This is a genomic window from Pseudomonas sp. SMN5 (assembly GCF_052041925.1).
Classification (GTDB): Bacteria; Pseudomonadota; Gammaproteobacteria; order Pseudomonadales; family Pseudomonadaceae; genus Aquipseudomonas.
Window position 1 is genome coordinate 148,834 of sequence record NZ_JBKGGX010000014.1, and the last position, 23,037, is coordinate 171,870.

Consider the following 23,037-nt stretch of genomic DNA (forward strand, 5'->3'; position numbering starts at 1 on the left):
TCGACTGGTGACCTGGGCGTCAGCTATGGCAGCAGTTGTGGGGCTTGGCGTCTTCGTATTTGTCGTGATGACGTACCCAATCCATGATTTCGTCTTCGTTGCGGCCTTTGGGGGTCAGGTCGAGATAGTGGTAGGTGCCGACCAGCATGTCCAGGCCGCGGGCGTAGGTGGAGTAGGTGTGGAAGATGTCGCCGGCTTGGTTGCGATAGAAGACGCTCAGGCCGGGGAGTTCGGTGGCGGTGGTGTCAGTTTTTTCGTAGTTGTAGGTGGCTTTGCCGCTGGCGAGGTCCTCGGTGTTGAAGCTGACGCCGAAGTCGTGGTTGAAGTCGCAGCCGTGTGACGAGACCCAGTCGAAGGCCCAGCCCATGCGGCGTTTGAAGGGTTGGAATTCGGCGAAGGGGGCGCGGGAGACTGCGACCACGGCGACGTCGTGGTGGGCCAGGTGTTGATTGGCGCCGTCGATGTGGTCGGACAGGAAGGAGCAGCCTTGGCAGCCTTCTTCCCAGCCGGGGCCGAACATGAAGTGATAGATGATCAGTTGGCTGCGGCCGCCGAACAGGTCGGCCAGACTCAGGTCGCCGTGGGGGCCCTGGAAGCGGTAGGGTTTGTCGATTTTTACCCAGGGCAGGGCGCGGCGTTCGGCGCTGAGTCTGTCGCGTTCGCGGGTGAAGGCCTTTTCGTGGGCCAGGTGTTCGCGGCGGGCGGCGAGCCATTCTTCTCGCGAGACGACGGGATGGTGCTCTACGTTCATGGTGGTTTCTCCTGTTGGCAGAGGTGCTTCAGCAAGTGGTCGTCTGGCCTGGGGGGAATTCGACAGGCCGTTGGTCGGCTGGTGGCATGGCCCACCGGGAAGCTCGGCTGAACGGCGGCGCAGCGCTTGGGTCACAGATTAGGTAGGCATCTCACTCTTTGGAGGATGGATCAGGATGACGACTTATAACTGGGACTTGATCGAGAAGTTGTTGCACGAAGTGCAGAACGGCGCCGGCCACAGTTTTACGCCTCGGCCTTATGCGGAGGAGTACGCAGCGCAGAAGGCGGCGGCGGGTGAGGACATCGAGAACCTCGATCATCTGAAAGCGGTCGCTGGGGAGTACGAAAAGTTACTGCTTGAGCGTGGCTATATCGAGCCTCGTCCGGAGGAAGAGGGCGGCAATGGCGAGAATTTTGTGCTGACGCCCCGTGGCTCGCGATTGTTGAGCCTGATCGACAGCAGCATTCCGGGTAATGATCATCCGCGCCAGGTGCTGGATGAGCAGGAAGATGCGCTGGATGAGTTTACGTTTGATGATTTGGCTTCGAAGGCGCAGATAGCCTGACGGGCGATGCGCTGCCCTATCCCTGTGGGAGCGAGCTTGCTCGCGATGGAGGCGTGTCAGGTTGCCTATATGTTGACTGACATACCGCCATCGCGAGCAGGCTCGCTCCCACAGGGGATTGATGTATGTTCGTGGACGTGCCCGTTCAGTTCCTTGCCGCTTTCAAGCACTTCAAATCAGTGAAATCCTTCTTCACCCCGTCGATTTTCTTCAGCAGCCGTTCGCGCTGGGGTGGGGTGCTCTCGGCCATCAGATCGATCAGCAGGCTGCGGGCCTGGGCTTCGGTTTTGTCATAGGCCTCGCGGTAGGCGGGGGTCCAGAGGCTTTCGCGGTCGACCAGCAGTTGCTCGATGCGTTTGGGGAAGTCGGGGTTGTGGCGTTGGGCCACGGCTTGGCTGAACTGGTTCTGCCAGTGGGCGCGGTTGGCGATCCATTGTTGGTTCTGGTCGCCCAGGGCGGTTGACCAAGCCATCACGCGTTGATGCTGGGCGCTGTTGAGCGGACCGAGCCAGTCGTTCAGGCGTTTTTCCATGCGTTCGCTACGTTCCTGGATCTGTTCCTGCAACGTTGGCTTGAGGTATTGCTGCTGGCGTTTGCGCTGGTCCTTCACAAAGGCGGCGTTCATCTCCGCCACTTGCTCATCGCTTAAACCTTGCAGCAGCTCGATGGCCGACGGGGTGATGGCCCGGGCGGTTTCGGCGATGGCGGCCTTGGCTTCCCGGGTGCGCTGTTGCAGGGTCTGGTCGGTCACCTGGTCGGTTTGCACCATGGTCTTGAGGCGGTCCAGCCAGTCAAGGTAACCGGGCAATTGGGTGGTGCAGTGCCAGCTCAGGTGTTGTTTGAGGCGTTCGTCAAACCAGTCTTTCTGCTCGCCGTTGATCTCCAGGTAATCGTTGAGGGTCCAGGGGATGATCAGGTCGAGGTTGCGGTAGGCCAGGCCGATGCGGCTGCACGCGGTGAGCGTGAGCAACAGGGCGACGAAAACGGCGGTGCGGGTCAACCAGCGCGACATGGGCGAGTCCTTGCGAAGCGGAGGTGCTTGTTTGAGCATCGCAGACGCGTGGCAGTTCAGCCGACTTTAATGCGTAACACTTAGTAAAAAGGGTGGGCCATTTTTAGGGTCAGCAGACTGTCGCACTCGCTGTTGTGGCCGGAGTATGCCGAGCAACTGCTGCCGCTGAGGCTGGAGTCGCTGTAGATCAGGTCCAGGTCGAGGCCTTTCCAGGGACGGGAAATCTTCAGTGACCAGTCGCTGAAACTGCCTACGTAGCCGTTCTCCACCGAGACCGGGGAGTTGAGCTGGTGGGTGGTGTATTTGGCGCTTATCCCGATGCCGAACGGCACGTTGCCGCCCAGGTCGGCGAACAGCGTACTGTTCTGTTTATCCGGATCGTTGCTCAGGGCCGCGCCGAAGCGGCTGCCGAGGATGGTCAGGCCGCCGAAGAATTCCTGGCTGTCGAGGGTATCGGTGGTGGGGTAACTGTAGTGGATCAGGCCGACTTCGTAGCCCAGGGTTTGGTCGAAGGGTTGTTTAAAGCCCATGTAGGAATCGACTTCGAGGTCTGAGGTCAGGCCGGCGCTGGGGGACCATTGGCCGGCGTACCAACCACTGTCATGGCTCAGGTCCAGGCCTCCATGGAACGACCCGGTGCTCGATTGGGTGACCAGACCCTGGGCCATGCTGCGGGTAGGCGTGGTGCCGAGCTTGAGGTCGAAGTCGCCGAGTTCGCGCTGGAATACCTGCCCTTGGGCAAGGGAACAGGCCAGCAGGCTGGTCGTCAGCACAGCAACAGGGAGGTGCATGCTTCACTCCGGAATTAGCGAGGAGCAGTAACGATAATCAAGCTGAAACGCTTGAGCTAGAGAGGTGCAAGAATACCGGCGAATGCACGGCGGTGAGGGCCGTTCGTCGATTTATAAGGGAAGGATGGAGCGAGAGGGGTTTGCAGTCCAAGCGCTTCGAGGCTCAAAGCGCTTTGGGAACCGGTGAGGCGACAGGTTATTTTTTGCCCAGGCTGATCTGCTTGGATGGGCCGAATGTCTGGCCGCTGACGCCTTTGGCAATCTGCTGGATCTCACCGCCGGACTTGAGGAACGCAGCGATCTGATCATTGATCGACTCGCTGGTTTCAACGGCTGGAGCTGGCTTTGCTTTGCTGTTGGATGCTTTTACGCGCATGACGGCCAATACCCTATGGATAATTAATGGGGCCAGGCATCGTACAGCAATTACTTGACAATAGCTTGGTAAATATCCCTCGAAATTATCCTGAGTGAACCGGAACCGTCCCCGGTTTATTTGGCATTTATTGCCCTAAGCCACTGTTTTAAATAACAACCCCTTGAGAAATGTCCCTGCCGATGTGAGCGAAACGAGCCGCGGTCCGCCTGACGAATGGCCGGATCGTTAAGGAAAACCCAGGAAAATCAACGCTCGGCCAGGGCGTGCCGAGGCAACCACGAATCTCGCCACAAAAACGGGTAGAATGCCGCCCACGCAATGAGGGTATTGGAAATGGCTTTAGTCGGGCGCTACAACAGTTTGCAAGTGGTTAAACACACTAACTTCGGTTTATATCTGGACGGCGGAGCGGACGGCGAAATATTGCTGCCTAATCGTTATATCCCCAAAGATATTCCCAGCGAAGATGAAGACTGGCTCAATGTTTTTATTTATCTGGACAGCGACGACAAACTGATCGCAACTACGGAAAAACCCAAGGTCCAAGTCGGCGAATTTGCCAGCCTGAAAGTGGTTGAAGTCAACAGCATCGGCGTGTTCCTCGATTGGGGCCTGCCCAAGGACCTGTTGCTGCCGTACTCCGAAGAGAAACGCCAGATGCACGCAGGTGAATACTGCGTAGTGCATGTCTATCTCGACAAACACACCCGCCGCATCACCGCCACGGCGCGCCTGGACCGTTATCTGGACAAGACTCCGGCCAACTACACGGCGGGACAGGAAGTTGATTTGCTGGTCGCCGAAGCCACCGACATGGGCTTCAAGGCGATCATCAATAACAAGCACTGGGGACTTATCCACAAGAACGAAATCTTCAAGTTCATGCGCGTCGGCATGCGCGAGAAGGGGTTCATCAAGGAAGTCCGTCCGGACGGCAAGATCAGCCTGAGCCTGCAGCCGGTGGGTCAGGAAGCCGCCACCAGCCTGAACGCCAAGATTCTCGCCAAGTTGCGTGAGAGCAACGGTACGCTGGCGGTCAGCGACAAGAGCGATCCGGCATTGATCAGCAGCCTGTTTGGCGTGAGCAAGGGCAATTTCAAGAAGGCCATTGGGGCGTTGTACAAGAATGGTCAGATTGTGATTCATGCGGATCGGATTGAATTGAGCTGACCTGCTGCAACTCCCGCAAGTCGTGGAAATTCCCGTGGCGAGGGAGCTTGCTCCCGCTGGGCTGCGAAGCGGCCCCCAAAAAGGGGTTTACTCCAATCAGCCTGACCCACCGGAGAATGGCCGGAAGGGGTTGCTTCGCAACCCAGCGGGAGCAAGCTCCCTCGCCACGGGTTCCTGGCTGTATACAAAATTTCGCACCTTTAGCATGCACTCGCGCCCTATTCGTGGGCGTACGTACCTGCTTGCTCGGTATAAAGCCTCGCCGCACGCCGCGGCCTGTCTTACATCCAGCACCTATGGCACGCATTCTGCGTAGCGCTTCGTATACAAACCATGCCGGCTCCCGTGCGCAGTATGGTGAGCAGGTTGGTCCGGGGGCACGGCGGTACTCATAAGGAGCCCGCAATGTCCGAGCAATTGCCCAACGGCTACAGCCCCCGCCTCTATAACGAAGACCTGGGCCCGCTGCCGCAGAAATGGAATTGGTACAACATCTTCGCGTTCTGGATGAGCGATGTGCACAGCGTTGGCGGTTATGTGTTCGCCGCGAGTCTGTTCGCGTTGGGTCTGGCGAGTTGGCAGGTGTTGATTGCCTTGTTGGGTGGCATTTGCATCGTGCAACTGATCGCCAATCTGGTCGCCAAGCCGAGCCAGCAGGCGGCGGTGCCTTACCCAGTGATTTGTCGATTGGCGTTCGGGGTGTTCGGGGCGAATATTCCGGCGGTCATCCGCGGTTTGATCGCGGTGGCCTGGTACGGGATTCAGACCTACCTGGCATCCAGTGCGCTGATCATCGTGGTGCTGCGGTTTTTTCCTGCAATGGAAGTTTATGCCGCACCGCATTTTGCCGGTTTGTCCTACTTGGGCTGGTTCGGTTTCCTCAGCTTGTGGTTCGTCCAGGCATTGGTGTTCTGGGCGGGCATGGAGTCGATCCGGCGTTTCATCGATTGGGCCGGGCCGGTGGTGTATGCCGTGATGTTCCTGTTGGCCGGTTGGATCGTGTGGAAAGCCGGTTGGAGCAACATCAGCTTCACCCTGGCGGAAAAGTCCCTGTCCGGCTGGCAGGCGTTCGGCCAGGTGGTCGTCGCAACGGCCCTGGTGGTGTCGTACTTTTCCGGCCCGACCTTGAATTTCGGCGATTTCAGCCGTTACTGCCGGAGCATGTCTGACGTGCGTCGGGGTAATTTCTGGGGGCTGCCGGTGAATTTCCTGGCGTTCTCGCTGGTCACGGTGGTGATCGTGTCCGGGACCCTCCCGGTGTTTGGCGAAATGCTCCATGATCCGATCGCCACGGTGGCGCGCATCGACAACAGTGTGGCGGTACTCCTCGGAGCCTTCGCCTTCGTGACCGCGACGGTCGGCATCAACATCGTCGCGAACTTCGTGTCGCCGGCGTTTGACTTCGCCAACGTCGCACCCAGCAAGATCAGTTGGCGCGCCGGTGGCATGATCGCGGCGGTGGCGTCGATCTTCATCACGCCGTGGAATCTGTTCAACAACCCCGAAGTGATCCACTACACGCTGGACGTGCTGGCGGCGTTTATCGGCCCGCTGTTCGGCATTTTGCTGGTGGATTACTACCTGATCAAAAAACAGCAGATCGATGTGAATGCGCTGTTCGACGAGGGGCCGAGCGGGCGTTACTACTACAGTGGCGGCATCAACTGGACGGCGGTCAAGGCGCTGATTCCCGCGACGCTGATGGGCGTGGCGATCACCTTCACGCCGTGGCTGCAATCGATGGCCAATTTCGCCTGGTTCACCGGTTGCTTCCTCGGCGGGGTGTTGTATTTCGCCTTGGCCCGGCGTGAGCCGGCCATGTTGCCCAAAACGTCGTTCAGCCCGGCCGGCCAGGCCTGATCAGCGCAGGGCAGTTTGAGCACAAGGAGTTGCTGCGTGCTGGTTGCCGGGCCGCAGCAACAGCCCGCCGGCCAACACCAACCCACTGCCGGCAACGATCAACGCCGGTTGCAGCCCGCCGCTGAAATGGCTGCTCAGTGCCGCCAGTAGCGGGCCGCTGAGTTGGCCGATGGCAAAGCAGGCGGTCAACAGGCCGGCGTTGCGCTGAGTGGCGTGGGGCGCCAGTTCTCGGGAGCGCTGCATCACCAGTTGCATGCAGGCCAGGAAGGGCGTGCCACACAGGATGACGCCGAGCGCCAAGCCCGTGCCGCTGCCCGACAGGCAGGCGAACACCCCGATTGCCTGCAACCACAGCGTACCGATCAGCCAACGACCGGTGGTGCCTGGGTCCGGCCGCCGCAGGCTGACCAGCAGCACCCCGAGCGCGGCGGCCAGGCCGAAGCAGGGCCAGAACAGGTCGGCTTGCCATTGCCCGTGGAACTGCGCCGACGCCATCTGCGACAGGAATGTCGCCGGAATGATGTAACCTACGCCGTACAAGGCGTAGACCACGCCGAGGCGGGCGATGCCACGACTGGAGGAGGGACCGGCCGGGGCCGCGACGGGCGCGGTCCCGGCGGTTTGCGGCAAGATCGGCAGGATCAACAGCAACATTGCCAAGGCCACGCCGGCATACACCAGCCACAGGGTCGCAGAGCTCTGGCCCAGCAGGTTCGAGCCCAGGGCGAGCAAGCCGGTCAGGAAAATTCCCAGCCCCGGTCCGGCAAACACCACCGCGCCAAGCCTTGGTCGCCCGGCCGCCGTTGCCAAAGGCTGACTCAGCGCGGTGATCATCACCAGCACCCAGGCACTTGCCACCCCAGTGCCGAAGCGCAACGCCAGGTGCGGCCAGAAGCCCCACGCCCAGAACGACGCCAGGGTCAGCAGCACGCACAGCCACAGGCCGCCATGCAGGCGCCGGCGCACTTGTTCCGGACGGCGGGCGAACATCGCGTCCAATGCCCCGAGGAAGTAACCCAGGTAGTTGGCGGCGGCAATCAGACCGGCGGCCGTCAAGTCGATCTGACCTTCGCCGATCAAATGAGGTAACTGCGGCGTGAGGGCGAAGCGGCCGATACCCATGGCCATCATCAGCGCGATGAAACTGCCGAGCAGGCGAATTAAAGGTGACATGGTCGTACTCCAGCGTTGAGGCGAATGACCGTCAGGCTAGGACTGATTGACTTTCATTAAAAATGAATAATAGTGAGTAACTTGTTCTTTTTTGGAGAAGGTCGTGGAGTTCAGCCAGTTACGGATTTTCCAGGCCGTGGCCGAAGAGGGGTCCGTCACCCGGGCGGCCGAGCGTCTGCATCGGGTGCCGTCGAACCTCTCGACCCGGCTCAAGCAGCTTGAAGAGCAGTTGGGGGTGGAGCTTTTCCTACGCGAGCGTCAGCGACTGCAGTTGTCACCGGCAGGAAAAGTCTTGCTGGACTATGCGACAAAGCTTTTTGCCCTGCACGACGAAGCCCACGCTGCCGTGCAGGGTGGGCAGCCGGCCGGGGAATTTGTGCTGGGTACGATGTACAGCACGGCGGCGACTCACTTGCCGGACCTGCTGGCCGGTTACCACCGCCGCTATCCGGCGGTGAACCTGCAAGTGCAGTCAGGGCCCAGTGGTGAGTTGTTGGAAGGTTTGCTCACCGGACGGCTCGACGCAGCGCTGGTGGATGGGCCGTTGAAGCTGGCGGGGTTGGACGGGGTGCCGTTGTGCGACGAGCGGCTGGTGCTGATCACCGAGGCCGATCATGCACCGGTGCGCAGTGCGCTGGATGTTCAGGGTCGCTCAGTGTTTACCTTTCGGCGCGGCTGTTCGTACCGCATGCGCCTGGAGGCCTGGTTTGCCCATGATCACGCGACCATGGGCCGGGCGATGGAGATTGAGTCGTATCAGGGGATGCTGGCGTGTGTCATCGCCGGGTCCGGGGTGGCGCTGATGTCCGAGTCGATGCTGGCGAGCATGCCGGGTCGTGACCGGGTGACGGTACATCCGCTGGCCGAGCCGTTTGCCAGTGCCACGACTTGGCTGATGTGGCGCAAAGGCATGGTCGGCGCCAACCTGAACGCCTGGATCGAATTGCAGCAACAGGCCTGGCCGCGAGCGCCCCAAGTGACGGCGCAATCGGCTTGAACTACAGGAAACGGATTTGGATCAATTCAGTAACAGATCATTGCGAATTGAAGCGAGCATTGCGTAGCACATCGGACTATTATCAACGCGAAGGGGCCACAGATATCTGCCGCTCGCACGACCCTGAGGGGGCACCACGATGAAAGAGAAAATCCAGAACTGGCTTCATGACCTGGGTGTCGCGCTTGGTTTGATCGAGCCGCCGATGCAACCGATTCCGATCCGCACCGATGACGAGCAACGCCGCCGCCAACCGCGCCGCCGGTAACGCACCTGAGAATATTGAAAAGATCGCAGTCTCGAGCTGTTTCAGATGAAGCAGCTCGAGACTGCGATCTTTTTTTATTTCCGGCATAAGCCGTCCCTGTGGCGAGGGAGCTTGCTCCCGCTGGCGTGCGAAGCGCCCAAAGCCAGGCTCCCCGGTGTGCCAGACCCAATAAGGTGATGGGTCTGCTGCACAGCCTAGCGGGAGCAAGCTCCCTCGCCACGGGGTGTGTGCTCGTTCTGAAGAAAAAAAGGGTGTGGCCACCGACGCCACACCCCTCGAAGAAAACCGCTTATCAGTCGTTGATCAAACCGCCTTTGCCACCACATCCGAACGTGGCGACAACACACTTACCAGCACAAAACTCACCAACGCCACGCCCAGGCTGTAATAGATCGGCGTGTTGGCGTCCAAGCCGTCCTTGACCATGAAAAACAGCGCGGTCAGAAAGCCCAGGGACATGCTGCTGATCGCCCCGGCGGTGGTGGCGCGTTTCCAGTAGATGGCGCCGATCAGCGGAATCAGCATCCCACCCACCAGCAGGTTATAAGCCAGGGTCAGGGCGCTGATCACGTCGCTGACCACCAGCGCGATCACCAGCACCACGGCGCCCATCAGCAGGGTCGCGAGGCGGTTTTCATGAACATCGCCACTGCCGCTTTCACGGCCTTTGCGCAGGCGTGGCAACAAGTCCTGGACAACGGTGGTGGAGGCTGCCAGCAGGCCGGCCGCCGCGGTGGACATCAAGGCCGCCAGGGCCGCCGCGACCACCAGGCCGCGAATGCCGTTGGGCAGGCTGACCTGGACCACGCTGGCAAACGCGTTATTGACGTTCGCCAGGTCCGGCAGCAACACCTTGGCCGCCATGCCGATCAGCGCCCCGGCCAGGCCGTAGAGCACGCAGTACAGCCCGGCGGCGGTGCCGGCCACTTTGGCCACGCCTTCGCTGCGGGCGGTGAACACCCGCTGCCAGATGTCCTGGCCGATGAAGATGCCGAAGAAGTAGATCAGGAAGTAGGTGATGATGGTGTCCCAGCCGATGGCGGTGAAATCGAAGTAGCTGGCCGGCAGTTTCGCGACCATCGCATCCCAGCCGCCGGCGTCCATGATGGACATCGGCATCAGCAGGAACACCAGGCCCACGGTCATGATCAGGAATTGCACGATGTCGGTGAGGGTCAGCGACCACATGCCGCCGATGGTGGAATACAGCACCACCACGCCGCCGCCCACCAGGATCGAGACCCAGAAGGGCAGGCCGAACAGCACTTGCATCACGGTGCCGATGGCGATGGTCGAGGTGGCGCCGATCATCAGCGCGTAGACCAGCATGATCAGCGCACTTGCGTGGCGCGCAGCCGGGTTGTAGCGGCGCTCCAGCACCTGGGTCACGGTGTAGATCTTGAGCTTGAGCAACGGCTTGGCAAGGAACAGGCTCAGGCCGACGATGCCCAGGCCGATGGCGCCGCACAGCCAGAATCCGGAAATACCATGGACATAACCCAGGCGCACGGTGCCGATGGTGGACGCGCCGCCCAGGACCGTGGCGGCCATGGTGCCCAGGTAAAAGCCCGGGCCGAGGTTGCGCCCGGCAACCAGGTAGTCGTCACGGGTTTTGGCGCGGCGCATGCCGTACCAGCCGAGAGCGATCATGCCGGTGGCGTAGATGAGAACGACGATTAAATCCAAAGCCATGATGGCGTGTCTCCGATTGTATTTTTTATGGAGGAACGAGGCGGTGCAGTCCCTGGCATTGCTGCCTCAGTGCGAATCTGCTTTTGTGGCGAGGGAGCTTGCTCCCGCTGGAGTGCGAAGCACTCCCCATAGCGGTTGCTGCGCAACCGAACGGGAGCAAGCTCCCTCGCCACAAAAGCCCCCAGCCTCAGGTGCTGTATGCACCTTGAGTCAGCCAGTGATGTATTCACCTCGGGTCAGGCGGTCTGCCCCAGCTGCGGCTTATCGTTGGGCGCCGAATCGTTGCCACGCAAATCCCCCGGCCCATATACCGCCGCCGGCTCCGGGAACACCCCCAACAACACCAGGTACACCACCGAAGCCAGCCCCAGCGTCACCGGCAGGCTGACGTCGATGCCACCGGCCAGTTCGCCCAGCGGGCCGACAAACTGCCCCGGCAGGTTGACGAAGCACAGCCCCACCAGTGCGCTGGGGATCCACGCGCCCAGGCCGCGCCAGTTCCAGCCGTGGCTGAACCAGTAGCGGCCGCCGGTTTCGCCCCGGGTGAACACTTGTAGGTCGTCCGGGCAATAGAAGCCGCGGCGTACCAGCAGGCCGATGATCATGATCACCATCCACGGTGTGGTGCAGGTGATGATCAGTACGGCGAATGTGGACACGCTCTGCACCAGGTTGGCGGCGAAGCGGCCGATGAAGATGAAGGCAATCGACAGCACGCCGATCAGCAGCGTCGCCTTGACCCGCGACAGCAGTCGTGGAAACACGCTGGACATGTCCAACCCGGTGCCATACAGCGAGGTGGTGCCGGTGGACATCCCGCCAATCACCGCGATCAGGCAAACAGGCAAGAAAAACCAGCTCGGCGACACCGCCAGCAGCCCGCCTACATAATTGTTCGCCGCGATGTAGTCCGGGGCCTTGATCGCTACGATGGTGGCGGTGGCGAGGCCGAACAGGAACGGTATCAACGTCGCCAGTTGCGCAGCGATCACCGCCAGCATGATCCGCGACTTGGGCGTGCTGCGCGGGATGTAGCGCGACCAGTCGCCAAGGAACGCGCCGAAGGAGATCGGGTTGCTCATGGCCACCAGCGAGGCACCGATGAACGCCGCCCAGAAGCCCGGCTGACCGAGGGCGACGGTGCCGGCGAACTGGCTGTCGAAGGTTGGCGCGAAGGCGACAATGCCCAGCAGGAACAGCAGGCTGGCGGCCCACACGGCGATGCGATTGACCCACAGCATGAAGCGGAAACCGTAGATGCAAACCGTCAGCACGAGCAGGGCGAACAGGCCGTAGGCCAGGCCCAGGCTCAGGTCGGTTTCCGGGACGCCGACCAGCCGCTTGGCGCCGCCGATCAGCGCGTCCCCCGAACTCCAGACCGAGAGCGAGAAGAACGCGATGGCGGTCAGCAACGACAGGAACGAGCCGACGATCCGCCCGTGCACGCCGAAATGCGCCCCGGAAGACACCGCGTTGTTAGTGCCGTTGAGCGGGCCGAACAGGCCCATCGGCGCGAGGATCACCGAACCCACCAGCACCCCCAGCACAATCGCCCAGACCCCGGCCTGGAAGGACAGGCCGAACAACACAGGGAAACTGCCGAGTACCGCCGTGGCGAAGGTGTTGGCGCCGCCGAAGATCAGCCGGAACAGGTCGCCCGGCCCGGCAGTGCGTTCGTGGTCCGGGATCTGTTCGACGCCGTTGGTTTCGATTTGCGTAAGGCTGTTGTCGTTATTGTTATGCATGATCTGCTCCGATCATCTAAGACGCGTTCATCGAATGTGAACGTCGTCTATTGGCTAAGGGGATGGCAGCCCTTCCGGTATTGCGGACAAATGTTCGTGACAGGCCAGCCATTGGCCTTGTTGTTCTTGGCGAAACACAATGGTTTCGCGCTCCTGGCTACGGTGAAGCTCCCCTTGCATGCGCAGTTCGGTGGCCACGTCATGGATGAAAATCGCCACGTCCCCTTGCAGGCTGACGAAAGCGTTGTTCGAGGTGCACGAGAGCACCTCGAAGCCATCCTCGGACCGCCAGCGATCCCACAACGCCTGGTAGGCATCGCGTGACAGCAGGGGCTGTTCGAGGGTGTGGAACACAAAGCTCGCATCCGCCGTGAACGCGCCGAAGTAGGCGTCGCGGTCGTTGCGGGCAAAGGCCGCCACCAGTTCGGCGGCGGCCGTGAGCACTTGATCCTGATCGTTCATGACGGCGCCTCAGCGATGCACCACGCCCGGCAGGACGCAGAGCATCTCGTACAACAGGTTGGCACCCAGCAGCGAGGTGTTGCCGGTGGTGTCGTACGGCGGCGAGACTTCTACCAGGTCGCAACCGACCAGGTCGAGACCCTGGCAACCGCGTACGATTTCGATCGCTTGGATGGTGGTCAGTCCGCCGATTTCCGGGGTGCCGGTGCCGGGTGCCCAGGCAGGGTCGATGCCGTCGATGTCGAAGCTCAGGTACACCGGGCCGCCGCCGACCTTTTCCCGGACTTCGGCCATCAGCGGCGCCAGGGATTTGTGCCAGCACTCTTCGGCCTGGACCACTCGGAAACCCTGGTTGCGGCTCCAGTTGAAGTCATCGGCGGTGTAACCCTGGGCCCGCAGCCCGATTTGCACGACCCGGTCGCAGTCCAGCAGGCCTTCTTCCACGGCGCGGCGGAAGGTGGTGCCGTGGGCGATTTTCTCGCCGAACATGTGGTCGTTCACGTCAGCGTGGGCGTCGATGTGTACCAGGCCGACCTTGCCATGCTTCTTGTGGATGGCCCGCAGGATCGGCAGGGTGATGGTGTGGTCGCCGCCCAGGGTGAGGGGGATGACGTTGTGCTCGAGGATCTTGTGGTACGACTCTTCGATGATCCGCACCGCCTCCAGCAGGTTGAAGGTGTTGATTGCCACGTCACCGATGTCGGCGACCGACAGCGAGTCGAACGGCGCGGCGCCGGTGGCCATGTTGTAGGGGCGGATCATCACCGATTCGGCGCGGATTTCCCGGGGGCCGAAGCGGGTGCCGGCGCGCAGGGAGGTGCCGATGTCCAGCGGCACGCCGACGAAGGCAGCGTCCAGGCCGGCAGCGGTGGGAACGTGGGGCAGGCGCATCATGGTGGCGATGCCGCCGAAGCGCGGCATTTCGTTGCCGCCCAGTGGTTGGTGAAGAATCTTGTCCACAGGTAGGGCCTCATCGTTTGTTTTAGTTATCAGGGGCCGATTCTGCGAAAAGCCCTGGCGGCGAAGAATCGCTGCGGGCAAATACTTAGTTCAGATTTTTCTAAACTAATGTGGGGTAGGGCGATAGAATCGCTGCCCAGAGTAATACCACTGTGAGTCCGTATGGATAGCCTGTGGCGAGGGAGCTTGCTCCCGCTGGGCTGCGAAGCGGCCCTGAACCAGACACCCCGGTGTGCCAGACAAGTCGAGTTGTTTGTCTTGGGACTGCTTTGCAGTCCAGCGGGAGCAAGCTCCCTCGCCACAGGAGCGCGGTGGTTTCATGTATGCAATTTGGAGTGACCAATGGCCAACGCTCTACCCGACCTGAAACTGCTGCGCATTTTCGCCAGCGTGGTCCGGCACCAGGGGTTCGCCAATGCCCAGCAGGAACTCAACCTCTCCACGTCGGCCATCAGCACCTACATGAGCCAGCTTGAATCTTCCCTGGGCCTGGTGCTGTGTCATCGTGGTCGGGGCGGATTCAGCCTGACCAGCAAGGGCGAGTTGTTCCATCAGGAAACCTTGCGCCTGCTGGGCGAGCTCGAAGGGTTCGAGCAATACGCCGCGGCGCTCAAAGGTGAATTGCGCGGCACGTTGAACCTGGGGGTGATCGATTCCACCGTCAGCGACAAGGCCTTGCCGTTCGCCGAGGCCATCGGTGCCTACAGCCAGGAGCATCCGGCGGTGCATCTGCACCTGTCGGTGATGAGCCCGTATGAGCTGCAACTGGGCGTGCAGGATAATCGCCTGGACCTGGCCATCGGTGCGTTTTCCACGCGCATGAGCGGGCTGGTGTACATGCCGCTGTACCGGGAGCAGCACTGGTTGTATTGCAGCAATCGCCACCCGTTGTTCACCGAGCGGCGCATCCCCGAGCAAGTCATCACCCAGCAACGCATGGTCGGGCGCGGTTACTGGAGCCAGGCCGAGTTGGCCCGTCACGGCTTCAAGCACAGCGCGGCGACGGTGGAAAGCATGGAGGCCCAGTTGATCCTGGTGCTGTCCGGCGCCTACATCGGCTACCTGCCCGAGCATTACGCCCAGGCCTGGGCCGACAAGGGCGATTTGCGCGTGCTGCTGCCGGCGACCTTTGGCTACCAGGCGCCGTTTTCGATGATCATGCGCCGTGGCCGCAGCCGCGAGCCGCTGATCCAGACCTTCCGCGACCTGCTCAAGGCGCAGCTCAACCAGGCCTGAGGTGCCGATGTCCCGAATCCAGTGTCCGCGTTGCCACCGGCCGCAAAGCCATTGCTTGTGCCCATTGATTCCCAGTCTCGACAGTCGCACGCGGGTATTGCTGTTGCAGCATCCCAGCGAGGTCAACCACGCCTTGAACACCGCCCGGCTGGCAGCCCTGGGGCTGAACAATGCCGAGCTGGTGGTGGGCGAGGTGTTCGAGGATCTGCCGCGTCTGCTCAACCCACCGGGTTACCGGGCGCGGCTGCTGTTTCCCGGCGATGAGGCGCAGCCGCTACAGGCTTATGGCCGGTCGGATGAGCCGCTGCTGCTGGTGGTTCCCGACGGAACCTGGCGCAAGGCGCGCAAGCTGCTGCATCTCAATCCGCTGCTGGCGGCGTTGCCGAGGGTGACCCTGGCCGATGGCGGTGTGTCCCGTTATCGCCTGCGCAAAGCGCCGGGTCCGGGGGCGTTGTCGACGGTGGAGGCGATTGTCCAGGCGTTGCAGGTGCTGGAGGCGCCGAGCCGTTTCGAGCCGTTGCTCAGGCCGTTCGAGGCGCTGATCGAGGGGCAGATCGTGGCGATGGGGGAGGAGGTGTTTCGGCGTAATCATGTCCACAAATGAGGGTTGTCTGTGCGGGCCCTATCGCGAGCAAGCTCGCTCCCACAGTGGTTTGGTGGCGATCATAGATGTGGTTATCACCGCAGATCCCCTGTGGGAGCGAGCTTGCTCGCGATAGCGATAGTCGCTTCCATGAAGAACCCGCTCCTAGCCTACCGCTCCCGCATCGCCTCAGTCCTGGCCTTCAACACCGGCTTGAGCAAGTAATCCAGCACACTTTTCTCCCCGGTAATGATGTCTACCGTCGCCACCATTCCCGGGATGATCAGCAATGGTTTCACCTCCCCGCCCAGGTGGTTTTTGTCGGTGCGCACCTGGATCAGGTAGAAGCTGTTGCCCTTGTCGTCGGTGATGGTGTCGGCACCGATCAGTTCGAGCTTGGCGCTCAGGCCGCCGTAGATCGTGTAGTCATAGGCGCTGAACTTGACCATGGCTTTCTGGCCCGGATGCAGGAAGGCCACGTCCTGGGGGCGGACCTTGGCTTCGATCAGCAGGTTGTCCTCCAGCGGGACGATTTCCACCATGTCGCTGCCCGGCTGCACCACGCCGCCAATGGTATTGATCTTCAATTGCTTGATCACCCCATGCACCGGCGAGACCACGGTGGTGCGCGATACCCGGTCGTCGATGGCGATGCTCGATGCTGTGATTTTCGAAAGGTCGGTGCGTTTTTCGTTGAGGTCCTTGGCGGCCTCGGAGCGGAAGGTCTGCTCCGATTCGTCGATCTTGCTCTTGATCTCGTTGATTGCCGATTCAGCCCGGGGAATCGCCAGGGTGGTGGCGTTGAGCGAACCACGGATTTCCACCGCGCTGCGCTTGAGCCGCAGGATTTCCACCGGCGACACCGCCCCTGTGCGCACCAGGGGTTCGGACATGTTCATTTCTTGCTGGAGCAGCGCCAGGCTGGAACTGAACTGGCCTTGCTTGGAGCGAAACTCCGCCAGCTCCTGGGTTTTTTGCCGCAGCTGTTCGCTCAGCGTCCGTTGTTCGCTGGCCAGGCGCCGTTGTCGCTGTTCATATAGAGCGCGTTCGTCCTCGGCCACTTGCGGGGCCTTGGCGCTCACCTCGGCCGAGGGCGCGAACGGTCGGCCTTCGGCCTCGGCCGACAGGCGTTCGACCTGGGCCATCAGTGCATAGCGGTCGGCCTCGCTTTCGCCCTTGTTCGACAGGTAACGGGTGTCGTCCAGACGCAGCAGGGTATCGCCCTTGTTCACCATCTGGCCTTCACGCACGAAAATCTCAGTGACGATGCCGCCTTCCAGGTTCTGGATCACCTGGACCTTGCTCGATGGAATCGCCTTGCCTTCGCCGGTGGTGACCTCCTGCAGCACCGCCAGCTTGGCCCAGACCAGCCCGGTGACGATCAACCCGGCGGCCAGCCACACCGTGACGCGCGCTCGGCGCGGCGAATCCTGCAGGACCGCGCCGGCGGTTTCCGCCATGAACTCGCTTTCGGCGCTTTTGCTGAAACTGCCGAAGTAGCTTCGGTTGATGGAATCGGGTGTTTGGGAAGACATGGGGCGATACCCCCTCAGTTAAATAAGGCCGTACAAAAAATCCTGGAGCACTGATGGATCTTGTGGCGAGGGAGCTTGCTCCCGCTGGGTTGCGAAGCAACCCCAAACCCATCCACCACGCTGTACCAGGCAGACCGCGCCGACAGGTTTTACGACGGCTTCGCCCGAGGCGTCGGACCGGCCAAGCGGGAGCAAGCTTTCTCGCCACAGAGGGCGGCGGCGCTTGCTAGACAGCCGCAGACCCCACCCGCCCTTTGCGCAACGCATCAATCACTGTTTCCTTGGGGCCATCGGCGACGATCCGGCCGTTGTCCAGCACCACCAGCCGGTCCACCAGGCTCAACATCGAAGTGCGATGGGTGACCAGCAGCACGGTCTTGCCCTGGATGCGGCTCTCCAGATTCTGGCGCAAGGTGTCTTCGCTGCTGTTGTCCATCGCGCTGGTGGGTTCGTCCAGCAGCAGGATCGGCGGGTCGAGCAGCAGGGCGCGGGCCATGAGCACGGCCTGGCGCTGGCCGCCGGACAGCAACTGCCCGCGCTCGCCCACCGGGCGATCGAAGCCTTGGGGATGCTGGCGGGCCAGTTCGCTGACCCCGGTCAGTTGCGCGACTTCCAGCATCCGTGCGTCGCTGATATAGCGGGCGCCGAGGGTGAGGTTGTCGCGCAGGCTGCCGGCCAGCAACGGCAAGTCGTGGGCGACGTAGCCGATCTGTTGGCGCAGGTCAGCGACGTCCAGTTGCCGCAGCTCCAGGCCATCAAGCAACAGCTGGCCTTCGTCCGGCGTATAGAAACCCATCACCAGCCGCGCCAGGGTGCTTTTGCCCGAGCCGCTGCGACCGATGATCCCGACCCGTTCGCCCGGCTTGAGGCTGAAGCTGATACGGCTCAGCGCCGGTGTGCTCTGGCCGTTGTAATGGAAGGTTACACCGCTGACATCCAGTGCGCCCTGCAATTGGGTGCGGTCCAGTGGGCGCTGTTTGGCATCGCGCTCTTGAGGCAGGGCCATCAGCGCGTCGGTGCTGCGCATGGTGAGCTGGGCCTGCTGGTAGCGGGTGATCAACCCGGCGATCTGCCCCAGGGGCGCCAGCACCCGGCTGCCGAGCATGTAGGTCGCCACCAGCGCGCCGACGCTGAGGTTGCCGGCAATGATGCTATAGACGCCGGCAACGATCGTCGCCATGCCGGCCAGTTGTTGCAGGAACAAGGTGCCGTTGGTCGCCAGGGCCGAGAGGTTGCGCGCATGGCTGTCCAGGCGGGTGAGGGCTCCGTGGGTGCTTTCCCATTGATGCTGGCGCTCGCTTTCGGCGCTGCACGCCTTGAGAGTTTCCAGGCCGCCGAGGGTTTCGATCAGCAGCGCCTGGCGCTGGGCACCCAGGGCCAGGCTTTTTTGCACGGTGTCGCGCAGGCGCACCTGGATGATCATGGCGAAGATAATGGTGATCGGGAACGCGATGACCGGAATCACCACCAGCCAGCCGCCCAGCAAGCCGATCACCACCAGCATCAGCACGGCGAAGGGCAGGTCGATCAGGCTGGTGAGGGTCACGGCGGTGAGAAACTCGCGCAGGCCCTGGAAGTCGTGGATGCTCTGGGCGAACCCGCCGATGGTCACCGGCTTGGCTTTCATGGCCATGCCGGTGATGCGCTCGAACAAAGTGGCGGAGAGGATCACATCGGTCTTCTTGCCGGCGGTGTCCAGCAGATGGGCGCGTACCACCCGCAGCACCAGTTCGAAACCGGTGCCGATCAGCAATCCCACCGCCAGCACCCACAGGGTCGACGTGGCTTGGTTCGGCACCACGCGGTCGTAGGTCTGCATCACGAACAGCGGCACCATCAGCCCGAGCAGATTGATCAGGAAGCTTGCCAGGATCGCGTCGCTGTACAACCAGCGCGACAGTTTCAAGGTGTCGCGAAACCACGCTTCGACCCGCGGCACCAGGGGCGAACGCAAGTCTTCCAATTCATGCCGCGGCCGGGCGAACAACGCCTGGCCGCTGTAATCCACGGTCAGTTCCTCGCGGCTGACCCATTGCTCGCCGCCATCGGCTTCGCTGGGCAGGATCAGCGCCCTGCCGTCCTCGCCCCAACGCCGTAACACCGCGCACCGGCCCCCGACCAGAATCAGCAGCACCGGCAGATTCAGTGGCGAGATATCGGCCAGCTCGCGCCGCAGTACCCGTGCCTGCAAGCTGGCCCGGGCCGCTGCGCGCGGCAGCAGGTCCAGGCCCAGGCGTTGGTGCGCCATAGGAAGCCCGGCGCTGAGGCTGGCGCGACTGGCCGTCGCGCCATGGAGTCTGCAGAGGATCAACAGGCCGTCCAGCAAGGGATCATCGAAGTTCAGGCGCGGGTCGGCGCCAGGGATTGCAGGTTCCATGCTGGTCATGTCGATCGCTCCCATCGTTTGGGTGAGGGGGCTACTTCAGTTCAGGCAGCCGTGCTTCGCTCTTGACCTCGGTCTGGGCGATCGCGTCCGCCGGCAACACCACCCGCTGTTTGCTCAACAGCACGCCCATGTTCGCCAACACCCGGTACATCGAGTATTCCTCGGTGTAGCGCACTTCGGTGTAGCGACGGTTGGCGTTGTACAGCTCGTTTTCACTGTCGAGCAGATCGAGCAGGGTCCGCTGGCCGAGTCCGAACTGATCCTGGTACGCCGCGCGCACACGGGCGGTGGTGTCGGCGTATTCCCGGGCGGTGGGCGTCTGTTTGCGCGCATTGGTCATGGCGTTCCAGGCCAGGCGCGTATCCTCGTTGAGTTGGCGCAGGGCATTGTTGCGGATGTCCATGGCCTGGTTGATCTGGTGGGCGTTGGACGCCAGCCGAGCCTTGTCGCTGCCGCCACGGAACAGGTTGTAGTTCATCACCACGCCGACCCGCCAGTTGTTGTCATGGCCTTCTTCGCCGCCAAGGTTGTTATTGGCGCCGACCGCTGCTTCAGCGTCGAAGCGCGGGTAGAAGGGCGACTTCGCCACTTCGTATTGGCTCTCGGCAGACTGGATGTCGGCCTGGGCGGACTTCAGGTACGGGTTGTTGTCCATCATGCTTTGCTGGGCTTCGCGCAGGTCGGCAGGTACTTCGCCTTTGGTCGAGGGTGGCATTTCCAGCTCATCGGGCATGCGCCCGACCACACTGTAGAAATTCGCCTCGGCATCGGCCAGGTCCACTTCGGCGGTGTCGAGGTTGTTTTCCGCCAGTGCCCGGCGGGCGTTGGACTGATCGGAGTCGGCCGTGCTGCCGACCCCGCGCTGGGTGCGCAGGCCGATCTGGTCGTTGACCCGCAGGTGCGCCTGCATGTTGTTTCTAGCCAGGGTCACCAGTTCGCGGCGCTTGAGCACTTCCAGGTAGACCTCGATGGTGCGCAGCGCCAGGTCCTGGGCGGTTCCCTGGGCGTAGTAGGCCCGGGAGTTGACCACACCCTTGGTGCGTTCCACTTCATTGGCGGCGTTGAAGCCGTCAAAGATCATCTGCCGCAGGCGCAGCTCCGATTGGGTGTAGGTCAGGATGTTGGTGTGATGGTTGCCCAACGCCCGGGTGTTGGTGTTGTCGCTGTAGCCCCGGCCGTAACCGGCGTTCAAATCCACCGATGGGTAGAACCCCCCCTTGGCGACCTTGACGTCTTCATTGGCCGACAGACGACTGTCCACCCGTTGTGCCAATTCCGGGTGAGTGGCAATGGTGCTCTGGATCGCTTCGGTAAGGGTCATGGCCTGCGTCTGAGAAGAGCAGGCCATGGCCAGCAAAACCGCGCTGCAGAGGGGGGTTAGAACGCGCATGGGGTGCATCTCCTGAGGTCTGTAGTGCTTCGTTGTCGCCAAAATGTTGACGTATTAAAGATCAAAACCGTTTCAACCTTGTAACAACACAGCTAAGAACATCCTGCGACAAACCTAAGAAGAATTTCTCATAAGCGTTATGCCAAAAAAAACTTATGCGGTTGTCCCGATCCGGGACATTGTTCAAAGCGAAAGCCTTTGAATCTGCGGGTTCTGACGGCTTTAAGGCGTCAATAAAAGTTCCTTGGAAATTTTTGAACGATGTGAAGAAAGGCCGAAAGGGCGAGATTCGAAGCGGGTTAAGGTGACAGTTTTTTGTCGTTTTGGCAGATGGCTAGCATGCCGAGAACTCGCGAAAGCTGGCAGATTTTCCAGCTTTGCCGCTCGCCCATCCGAGGACGGATTCTTCACCCACACAGGTGCCGACTGCGGTTGGCAACGGAGGAAGGCACATGGCAGCGCTCATCGGTACCGTCAGCAAAGTGGTAGGGCTGGTTTTCGCAGAAACGGCAGGTGGCCAGCGGCGGCCTCTGGTCGAGGGCGATCGGCTCTACGCCGGTGAGCATCTGGTCACCGGTGCCGAAGGGGCCGTGGCGGTGCATTTGCAGAATGGCCATGAGTTGACCCTGGGACGTGGAAGCGACCTCACCCTGACCCCGCAGTTGCTCGCCAACCAGGCACCCCATGTCGATACCCCGGAGGCGGCGACACCGAGTGACGCGCAACTGACCGACGTGCAGGAGCTGCAACAAGCCATCGCCGCCGGCGCTGACCCGACCCAGGCTGGCGAAGCCACCGCGGCAGGTCCGGGTGCCGGTAACGCGGCGGGCGGCTTGGGTGGTGGCCACAGTTTCGTGCTGCTGGAAGAAGTGGGTGGGCGAGTCGAACCGCAGATCGGTTTCCCTACCGTCGGGTTCAACGGGATCCCCGAGCTTCCTCAACTGCGCCTGGCGGCTGAGCCGGACAACGACGGCAATAACGACGGGACCGTGCCGCCGGTAACACCTCCAGACAACCCCGTGACTCTTGACGGGGTCGATACGCAAGGCGGCGAACTGACCACCAACGAGGCCAACCTGGCCGATGGCACTGCCGCCAATCCTGGCGCATTGGTGCAAAGCGGTACCTTCACGGTTTCCGCTCCCGACGGGCTGAGCAGCCTGAGCATCGGCGGTATCAGTGTGATCGCCAACGGCGTGCCCGCAGGTTTTCCCCAGACCATCACCTCGCCGCTGGGCAACACCTTGACCATCACCGGCTATGACCCCGCTACCGGGGTGGTCGGTTATACCTACACCCTCACCGACAACGAATCCCATCCCGCCGGCGGCGGTGCCAACAGCATTACCGAGCAGTTTGCGGTGGTGGCGGTCGACACCGACGGCGACACCGCCACTGGCACCCTCGACGTGAACATCACCGACGATGTGCCGCAGGCCATTGACGACAGCAATGCCAACACTGCCTCGGAGACCCTCGTCACTCTCACTGGCAATGTGTTGCCCAACGACCACCAGGGCGCCGACCGCATCCCCACCGGCCCCGACAGCGGGCCGATCATTGGCGGGACATTCACCGGCACCTACGGCACCCTGGTGCTCAACCCCAACGGCACGTACACCTACACCCTCAACACCAATGACCCGCAGTTTGTCGCGTTGCAGGGGGGAGGAAGTGGCACCGAAACGTTCGCCTATACGCTGACTGATTCCGATGGTGATACCAGCACCGCGAACCTGGTGCTGCAAGTTCACAACAATGACGATCCGGTGGTGCTGGTGGGGCTTGATGCAGCAGGTGGAGAGCTGTCGTTGCAGGAAAAAAACCTCAGCGACGGTAGCAGTCCGGATGTGTCGGCACTGACCCAAAGCGGCACTTTTACCGTCACGGCATTGGACGGCGTACAGACGTTGAGCGTTGGCGGGATCAACGTGGTGACTGGTGGTGTGGCGGCGGGTTTCCCCCAGTCGATCACCACGGCGCTGGGCAACACGTTGACCATCACCGGTTTCAACGCCATCACCGGCGTGGTGAGCTACAGCTACACCTTGCTCGACAATGAAGCTCATCCAAACGCCA

At 61.8% G+C, this 23,037-nt stretch carries 20 protein-coding genes; 8 read left to right on the forward strand and 12 right to left on the reverse strand.

Annotated elements, in window-relative coordinates:
• Window positions 1–19: 19 nt before the first annotated feature.
• Window positions 20–751: a DUF899 domain-containing protein gene (locus ACLEJR_RS16120; protein ID WP_440815012.1), complete on the reverse strand. Its 732-nt coding sequence runs from the start codon at window positions 749–751 to the stop codon at window positions 20–22.
• A 175-nt stretch (window positions 752–926) separates the two neighbouring features.
• Here ACLEJR_RS16120 and ACLEJR_RS16125 point away from each other — a divergent pair, with 175 nt between their 5' ends.
• Window positions 927–1,319 (forward strand): transcriptional regulator, encoded by a 393-nt coding sequence (locus ACLEJR_RS16125; RefSeq protein ID WP_440797633.1) that lies wholly within the window; start codon window positions 927–929, stop codon window positions 1,317–1,319.
• A 145-nt stretch (window positions 1,320–1,464) separates the two neighbouring features.
• Here ACLEJR_RS16125 and ACLEJR_RS16130 read toward each other — a convergent pair whose 3' ends face one another.
• The 3 genes from ACLEJR_RS16130 to ACLEJR_RS16140 all read right to left on the reverse strand — a co-directional run bounded on the left by ACLEJR_RS16130 (window position 1,465) and on the right by ACLEJR_RS16140 (window position 3,498).
• Window positions 1,465–2,331, reverse strand: coding sequence for a DUF6279 family lipoprotein (locus ACLEJR_RS16130; protein WP_440815014.1), 867 nt, complete (start codon window positions 2,329–2,331; stop codon window positions 1,465–1,467).
• A gap of 80 nt (window positions 2,332–2,411) precedes the next feature.
• Window positions 2,412–3,122 (reverse strand): TorF family putative porin, encoded by a 711-nt coding sequence (locus ACLEJR_RS16135; protein ID WP_440797637.1) that lies wholly within the window; start codon window positions 3,120–3,122, stop codon window positions 2,412–2,414.
• A gap of 196 nt (window positions 3,123–3,318) precedes the next feature.
• On the reverse strand, window positions 3,319–3,498 hold the full coding sequence (locus tag ACLEJR_RS16140; protein WP_003184153.1) for a hypothetical protein: 180 nt from the start codon (window positions 3,496–3,498) through the stop codon (window positions 3,319–3,321).
• Window positions 3,499–3,834: 336 nt separating this feature from the next.
• Between ACLEJR_RS16140 and ACLEJR_RS16145 the strand changes: the two genes are divergently transcribed.
• Complete coding sequence (locus ACLEJR_RS16145; protein ID WP_440815016.1) at window positions 3,835–4,671, forward strand: CvfB family protein; 837 nt, start codon at window positions 3,835–3,837, stop codon at window positions 4,669–4,671.
• 405 nt (window positions 4,672–5,076) lie between these two features.
• Complete coding sequence (locus ACLEJR_RS16150) at window positions 5,077–6,531, forward strand: NCS1 family nucleobase:cation symporter-1 (protein WP_440815017.1); 1,455 nt, start codon at window positions 5,077–5,079, stop codon at window positions 6,529–6,531.
• On the opposite strand, the gene ACLEJR_RS16155 is transcribed toward ACLEJR_RS16150, so the two are convergent.
• Window positions 6,532–7,704 carry an MFS transporter gene (locus ACLEJR_RS16155; RefSeq protein WP_440815019.1) on the reverse strand — a complete coding sequence of 391 codons (1,173 nt, stop codon included), beginning with the start codon at window positions 7,702–7,704 and terminating at the stop codon, window positions 6,532–6,534. It lies immediately after the preceding gene.
• 103 nt (window positions 7,705–7,807) lie between these two features.
• Between ACLEJR_RS16155 and ptrR the strand changes: the two genes are divergently transcribed.
• Window positions 7,808–8,701, forward strand: coding sequence for a putrescine utilization regulator PtrR (ptrR, locus tag ACLEJR_RS16160; protein WP_440815021.1), 894 nt, complete (start codon window positions 7,808–7,810; stop codon window positions 8,699–8,701).
• Between the two features lie 139 nt (window positions 8,702–8,840).
• Window positions 8,841–8,969 carry a PA1414 family protein gene (locus tag ACLEJR_RS16165; protein WP_256222727.1) on the forward strand — a complete coding sequence of 43 codons (129 nt, stop codon included), beginning with the start codon at window positions 8,841–8,843 and terminating at the stop codon, window positions 8,967–8,969.
• Between the two features lie 303 nt (window positions 8,970–9,272).
• Here the strand turns inward: ACLEJR_RS16165 and ACLEJR_RS16170 are convergent, their stop codons facing one another.
• From ACLEJR_RS16170 to speB, 4 genes are all read right to left on the reverse strand, one after another.
• Window positions 9,273–10,661, reverse strand: a complete 1,389-nt coding sequence (locus ACLEJR_RS16170; RefSeq protein ID WP_440815023.1) for a sodium:solute symporter — start codon at window positions 10,659–10,661, stop codon at window positions 9,273–9,275.
• A gap of 236 nt (window positions 10,662–10,897) precedes the next feature.
• Window positions 10,898–12,409 (reverse strand): purine-cytosine permease family protein, encoded by a 1,512-nt coding sequence (locus ACLEJR_RS16175; RefSeq protein ID WP_440815034.1) that lies wholly within the window; start codon window positions 12,407–12,409, stop codon window positions 10,898–10,900.
• A 51-nt stretch (window positions 12,410–12,460) separates the two neighbouring features.
• Window positions 12,461–12,868: a YybH family protein gene (locus ACLEJR_RS16180; protein ID WP_440815024.1), complete on the reverse strand. Its 408-nt coding sequence runs from the start codon at window positions 12,866–12,868 to the stop codon at window positions 12,461–12,463.
• 9 nt (window positions 12,869–12,877) lie between these two features.
• Window positions 12,878–13,828 carry an agmatinase gene (gene speB / locus ACLEJR_RS16185; RefSeq protein ID WP_440797650.1) on the reverse strand — a complete coding sequence of 317 codons (951 nt, stop codon included), beginning with the start codon at window positions 13,826–13,828 and terminating at the stop codon, window positions 12,878–12,880.
• A 342-nt stretch (window positions 13,829–14,170) separates the two neighbouring features.
• Between speB and ACLEJR_RS16190 the strand changes: the two genes are divergently transcribed.
• Both ACLEJR_RS16190 and ACLEJR_RS16195 read left to right on the forward strand, forming a co-directional pair.
• Window positions 14,171–15,064, forward strand: a complete 894-nt coding sequence (locus ACLEJR_RS16190) for a LysR family transcriptional regulator (RefSeq protein WP_440797652.1) — start codon at window positions 14,171–14,173, stop codon at window positions 15,062–15,064.
• Between the two features lie 7 nt (window positions 15,065–15,071).
• The gene (locus ACLEJR_RS16195) at window positions 15,072–15,668 is read left to right on the forward strand and encodes a tRNA-uridine aminocarboxypropyltransferase (RefSeq protein WP_440797654.1); all 597 of its coding nucleotides are present in this window, start codon (window positions 15,072–15,074) and stop codon (window positions 15,666–15,668) included.
• Between the two features lie 149 nt (window positions 15,669–15,817).
• Here ACLEJR_RS16195 and ACLEJR_RS16200 read toward each other — a convergent pair whose 3' ends face one another.
• The 3 genes from ACLEJR_RS16200 to ACLEJR_RS16210 all read right to left on the reverse strand — a co-directional run bounded on the left by ACLEJR_RS16200 (window position 15,818) and on the right by ACLEJR_RS16210 (window position 20,958).
• Window positions 15,818–17,182: an HlyD family type I secretion periplasmic adaptor subunit gene (locus tag ACLEJR_RS16200; RefSeq protein ID WP_440797656.1), complete on the reverse strand. Its 1,365-nt coding sequence runs from the start codon at window positions 17,180–17,182 to the stop codon at window positions 15,818–15,820.
• A gap of 226 nt (window positions 17,183–17,408) precedes the next feature.
• Complete coding sequence (locus ACLEJR_RS16205) at window positions 17,409–19,568, reverse strand: type I secretion system permease/ATPase (protein WP_440815025.1); 2,160 nt, start codon at window positions 19,566–19,568, stop codon at window positions 17,409–17,411.
• A gap of 31 nt (window positions 19,569–19,599) precedes the next feature.
• Window positions 19,600–20,958 carry a TolC family outer membrane protein gene (locus tag ACLEJR_RS16210; RefSeq protein ID WP_440797660.1) on the reverse strand — a complete coding sequence of 453 codons (1,359 nt, stop codon included), beginning with the start codon at window positions 20,956–20,958 and terminating at the stop codon, window positions 19,600–19,602.
• Window positions 20,959–21,410: 452 nt separating this feature from the next.
• Here ACLEJR_RS16210 and ACLEJR_RS16215 point away from each other — a divergent pair.
• The coding region (locus ACLEJR_RS16215) for a retention module-containing protein (protein WP_440815027.1) at window positions 21,411–23,037 on the forward strand (1,627 nt) is incomplete at its 3' end.

Excerpts from the sequence above, each read along its gene's own strand:
- ACLEJR_RS16205 (WP_440815025.1), bottom strand. The coding sequence starts at position 19,568 with ATGACCAGCATGGAACCTGCAATCCCTGGCGCCGACCCGCGCCTGAAC.
- ACLEJR_RS16155 (WP_440815019.1), bottom strand. The coding sequence starts at position 7,704 with ATGTCACCTTTAATTCGCCTGCTCGGCAGTTTCATCGCGCTGATGATG.
- ACLEJR_RS16125 (WP_440797633.1), top strand. The coding sequence starts at position 927 with ATGACGACTTATAACTGGGACTTGATCGAGAAGTTGTTGCACGAAGTG.
- ACLEJR_RS16135 (WP_440797637.1), bottom strand. The coding sequence starts at position 3,122 with ATGCACCTCCCTGTTGCTGTGCTGACGACCAGCCTGCTGGCCTGTTCC.
- ACLEJR_RS16140 (WP_003184153.1), bottom strand. The coding sequence starts at position 3,498 with ATGCGCGTAAAAGCATCCAACAGCAAAGCAAAGCCAGCTCCAGCCGTT.
- ACLEJR_RS16180 (WP_440815024.1), bottom strand. The coding sequence starts at position 12,868 with ATGAACGATCAGGATCAAGTGCTCACGGCCGCCGCCGAACTGGTGGCG.
- ACLEJR_RS16170 (WP_440815023.1), bottom strand. The coding sequence starts at position 10,661 with ATGGCTTTGGATTTAATCGTCGTTCTCATCTACGCCACCGGCATGATC.
- ACLEJR_RS16210 (WP_440797660.1), bottom strand. The coding sequence starts at position 20,958 with ATGCGCGTTCTAACCCCCCTCTGCAGCGCGGTTTTGCTGGCCATGGCC.
- ACLEJR_RS16195 (WP_440797654.1), top strand. The coding sequence starts at position 15,072 with ATGTCCCGAATCCAGTGTCCGCGTTGCCACCGGCCGCAAAGCCATTGC.
- ACLEJR_RS16145 (WP_440815016.1), top strand. The coding sequence starts at position 3,835 with ATGGCTTTAGTCGGGCGCTACAACAGTTTGCAAGTGGTTAAACACACT.
- ACLEJR_RS16165 (WP_256222727.1), top strand. The coding sequence starts at position 8,841 with ATGAAAGAGAAAATCCAGAACTGGCTTCATGACCTGGGTGTCGCGCTT.
- ACLEJR_RS16150 (WP_440815017.1), top strand. The coding sequence starts at position 5,077 with ATGTCCGAGCAATTGCCCAACGGCTACAGCCCCCGCCTCTATAACGAA.
- ACLEJR_RS16190 (WP_440797652.1), top strand. The coding sequence starts at position 14,171 with ATGGCCAACGCTCTACCCGACCTGAAACTGCTGCGCATTTTCGCCAGC.
- ACLEJR_RS16120 (WP_440815012.1), bottom strand. The coding sequence starts at position 751 with ATGAACGTAGAGCACCATCCCGTCGTCTCGCGAGAAGAATGGCTCGCC.
- ACLEJR_RS16200 (WP_440797656.1), bottom strand. The coding sequence starts at position 17,182 with ATGTCTTCCCAAACACCCGATTCCATCAACCGAAGCTACTTCGGCAGT.
- ACLEJR_RS16130 (WP_440815014.1), bottom strand. The coding sequence starts at position 2,331 with ATGTCGCGCTGGTTGACCCGCACCGCCGTTTTCGTCGCCCTGTTGCTC.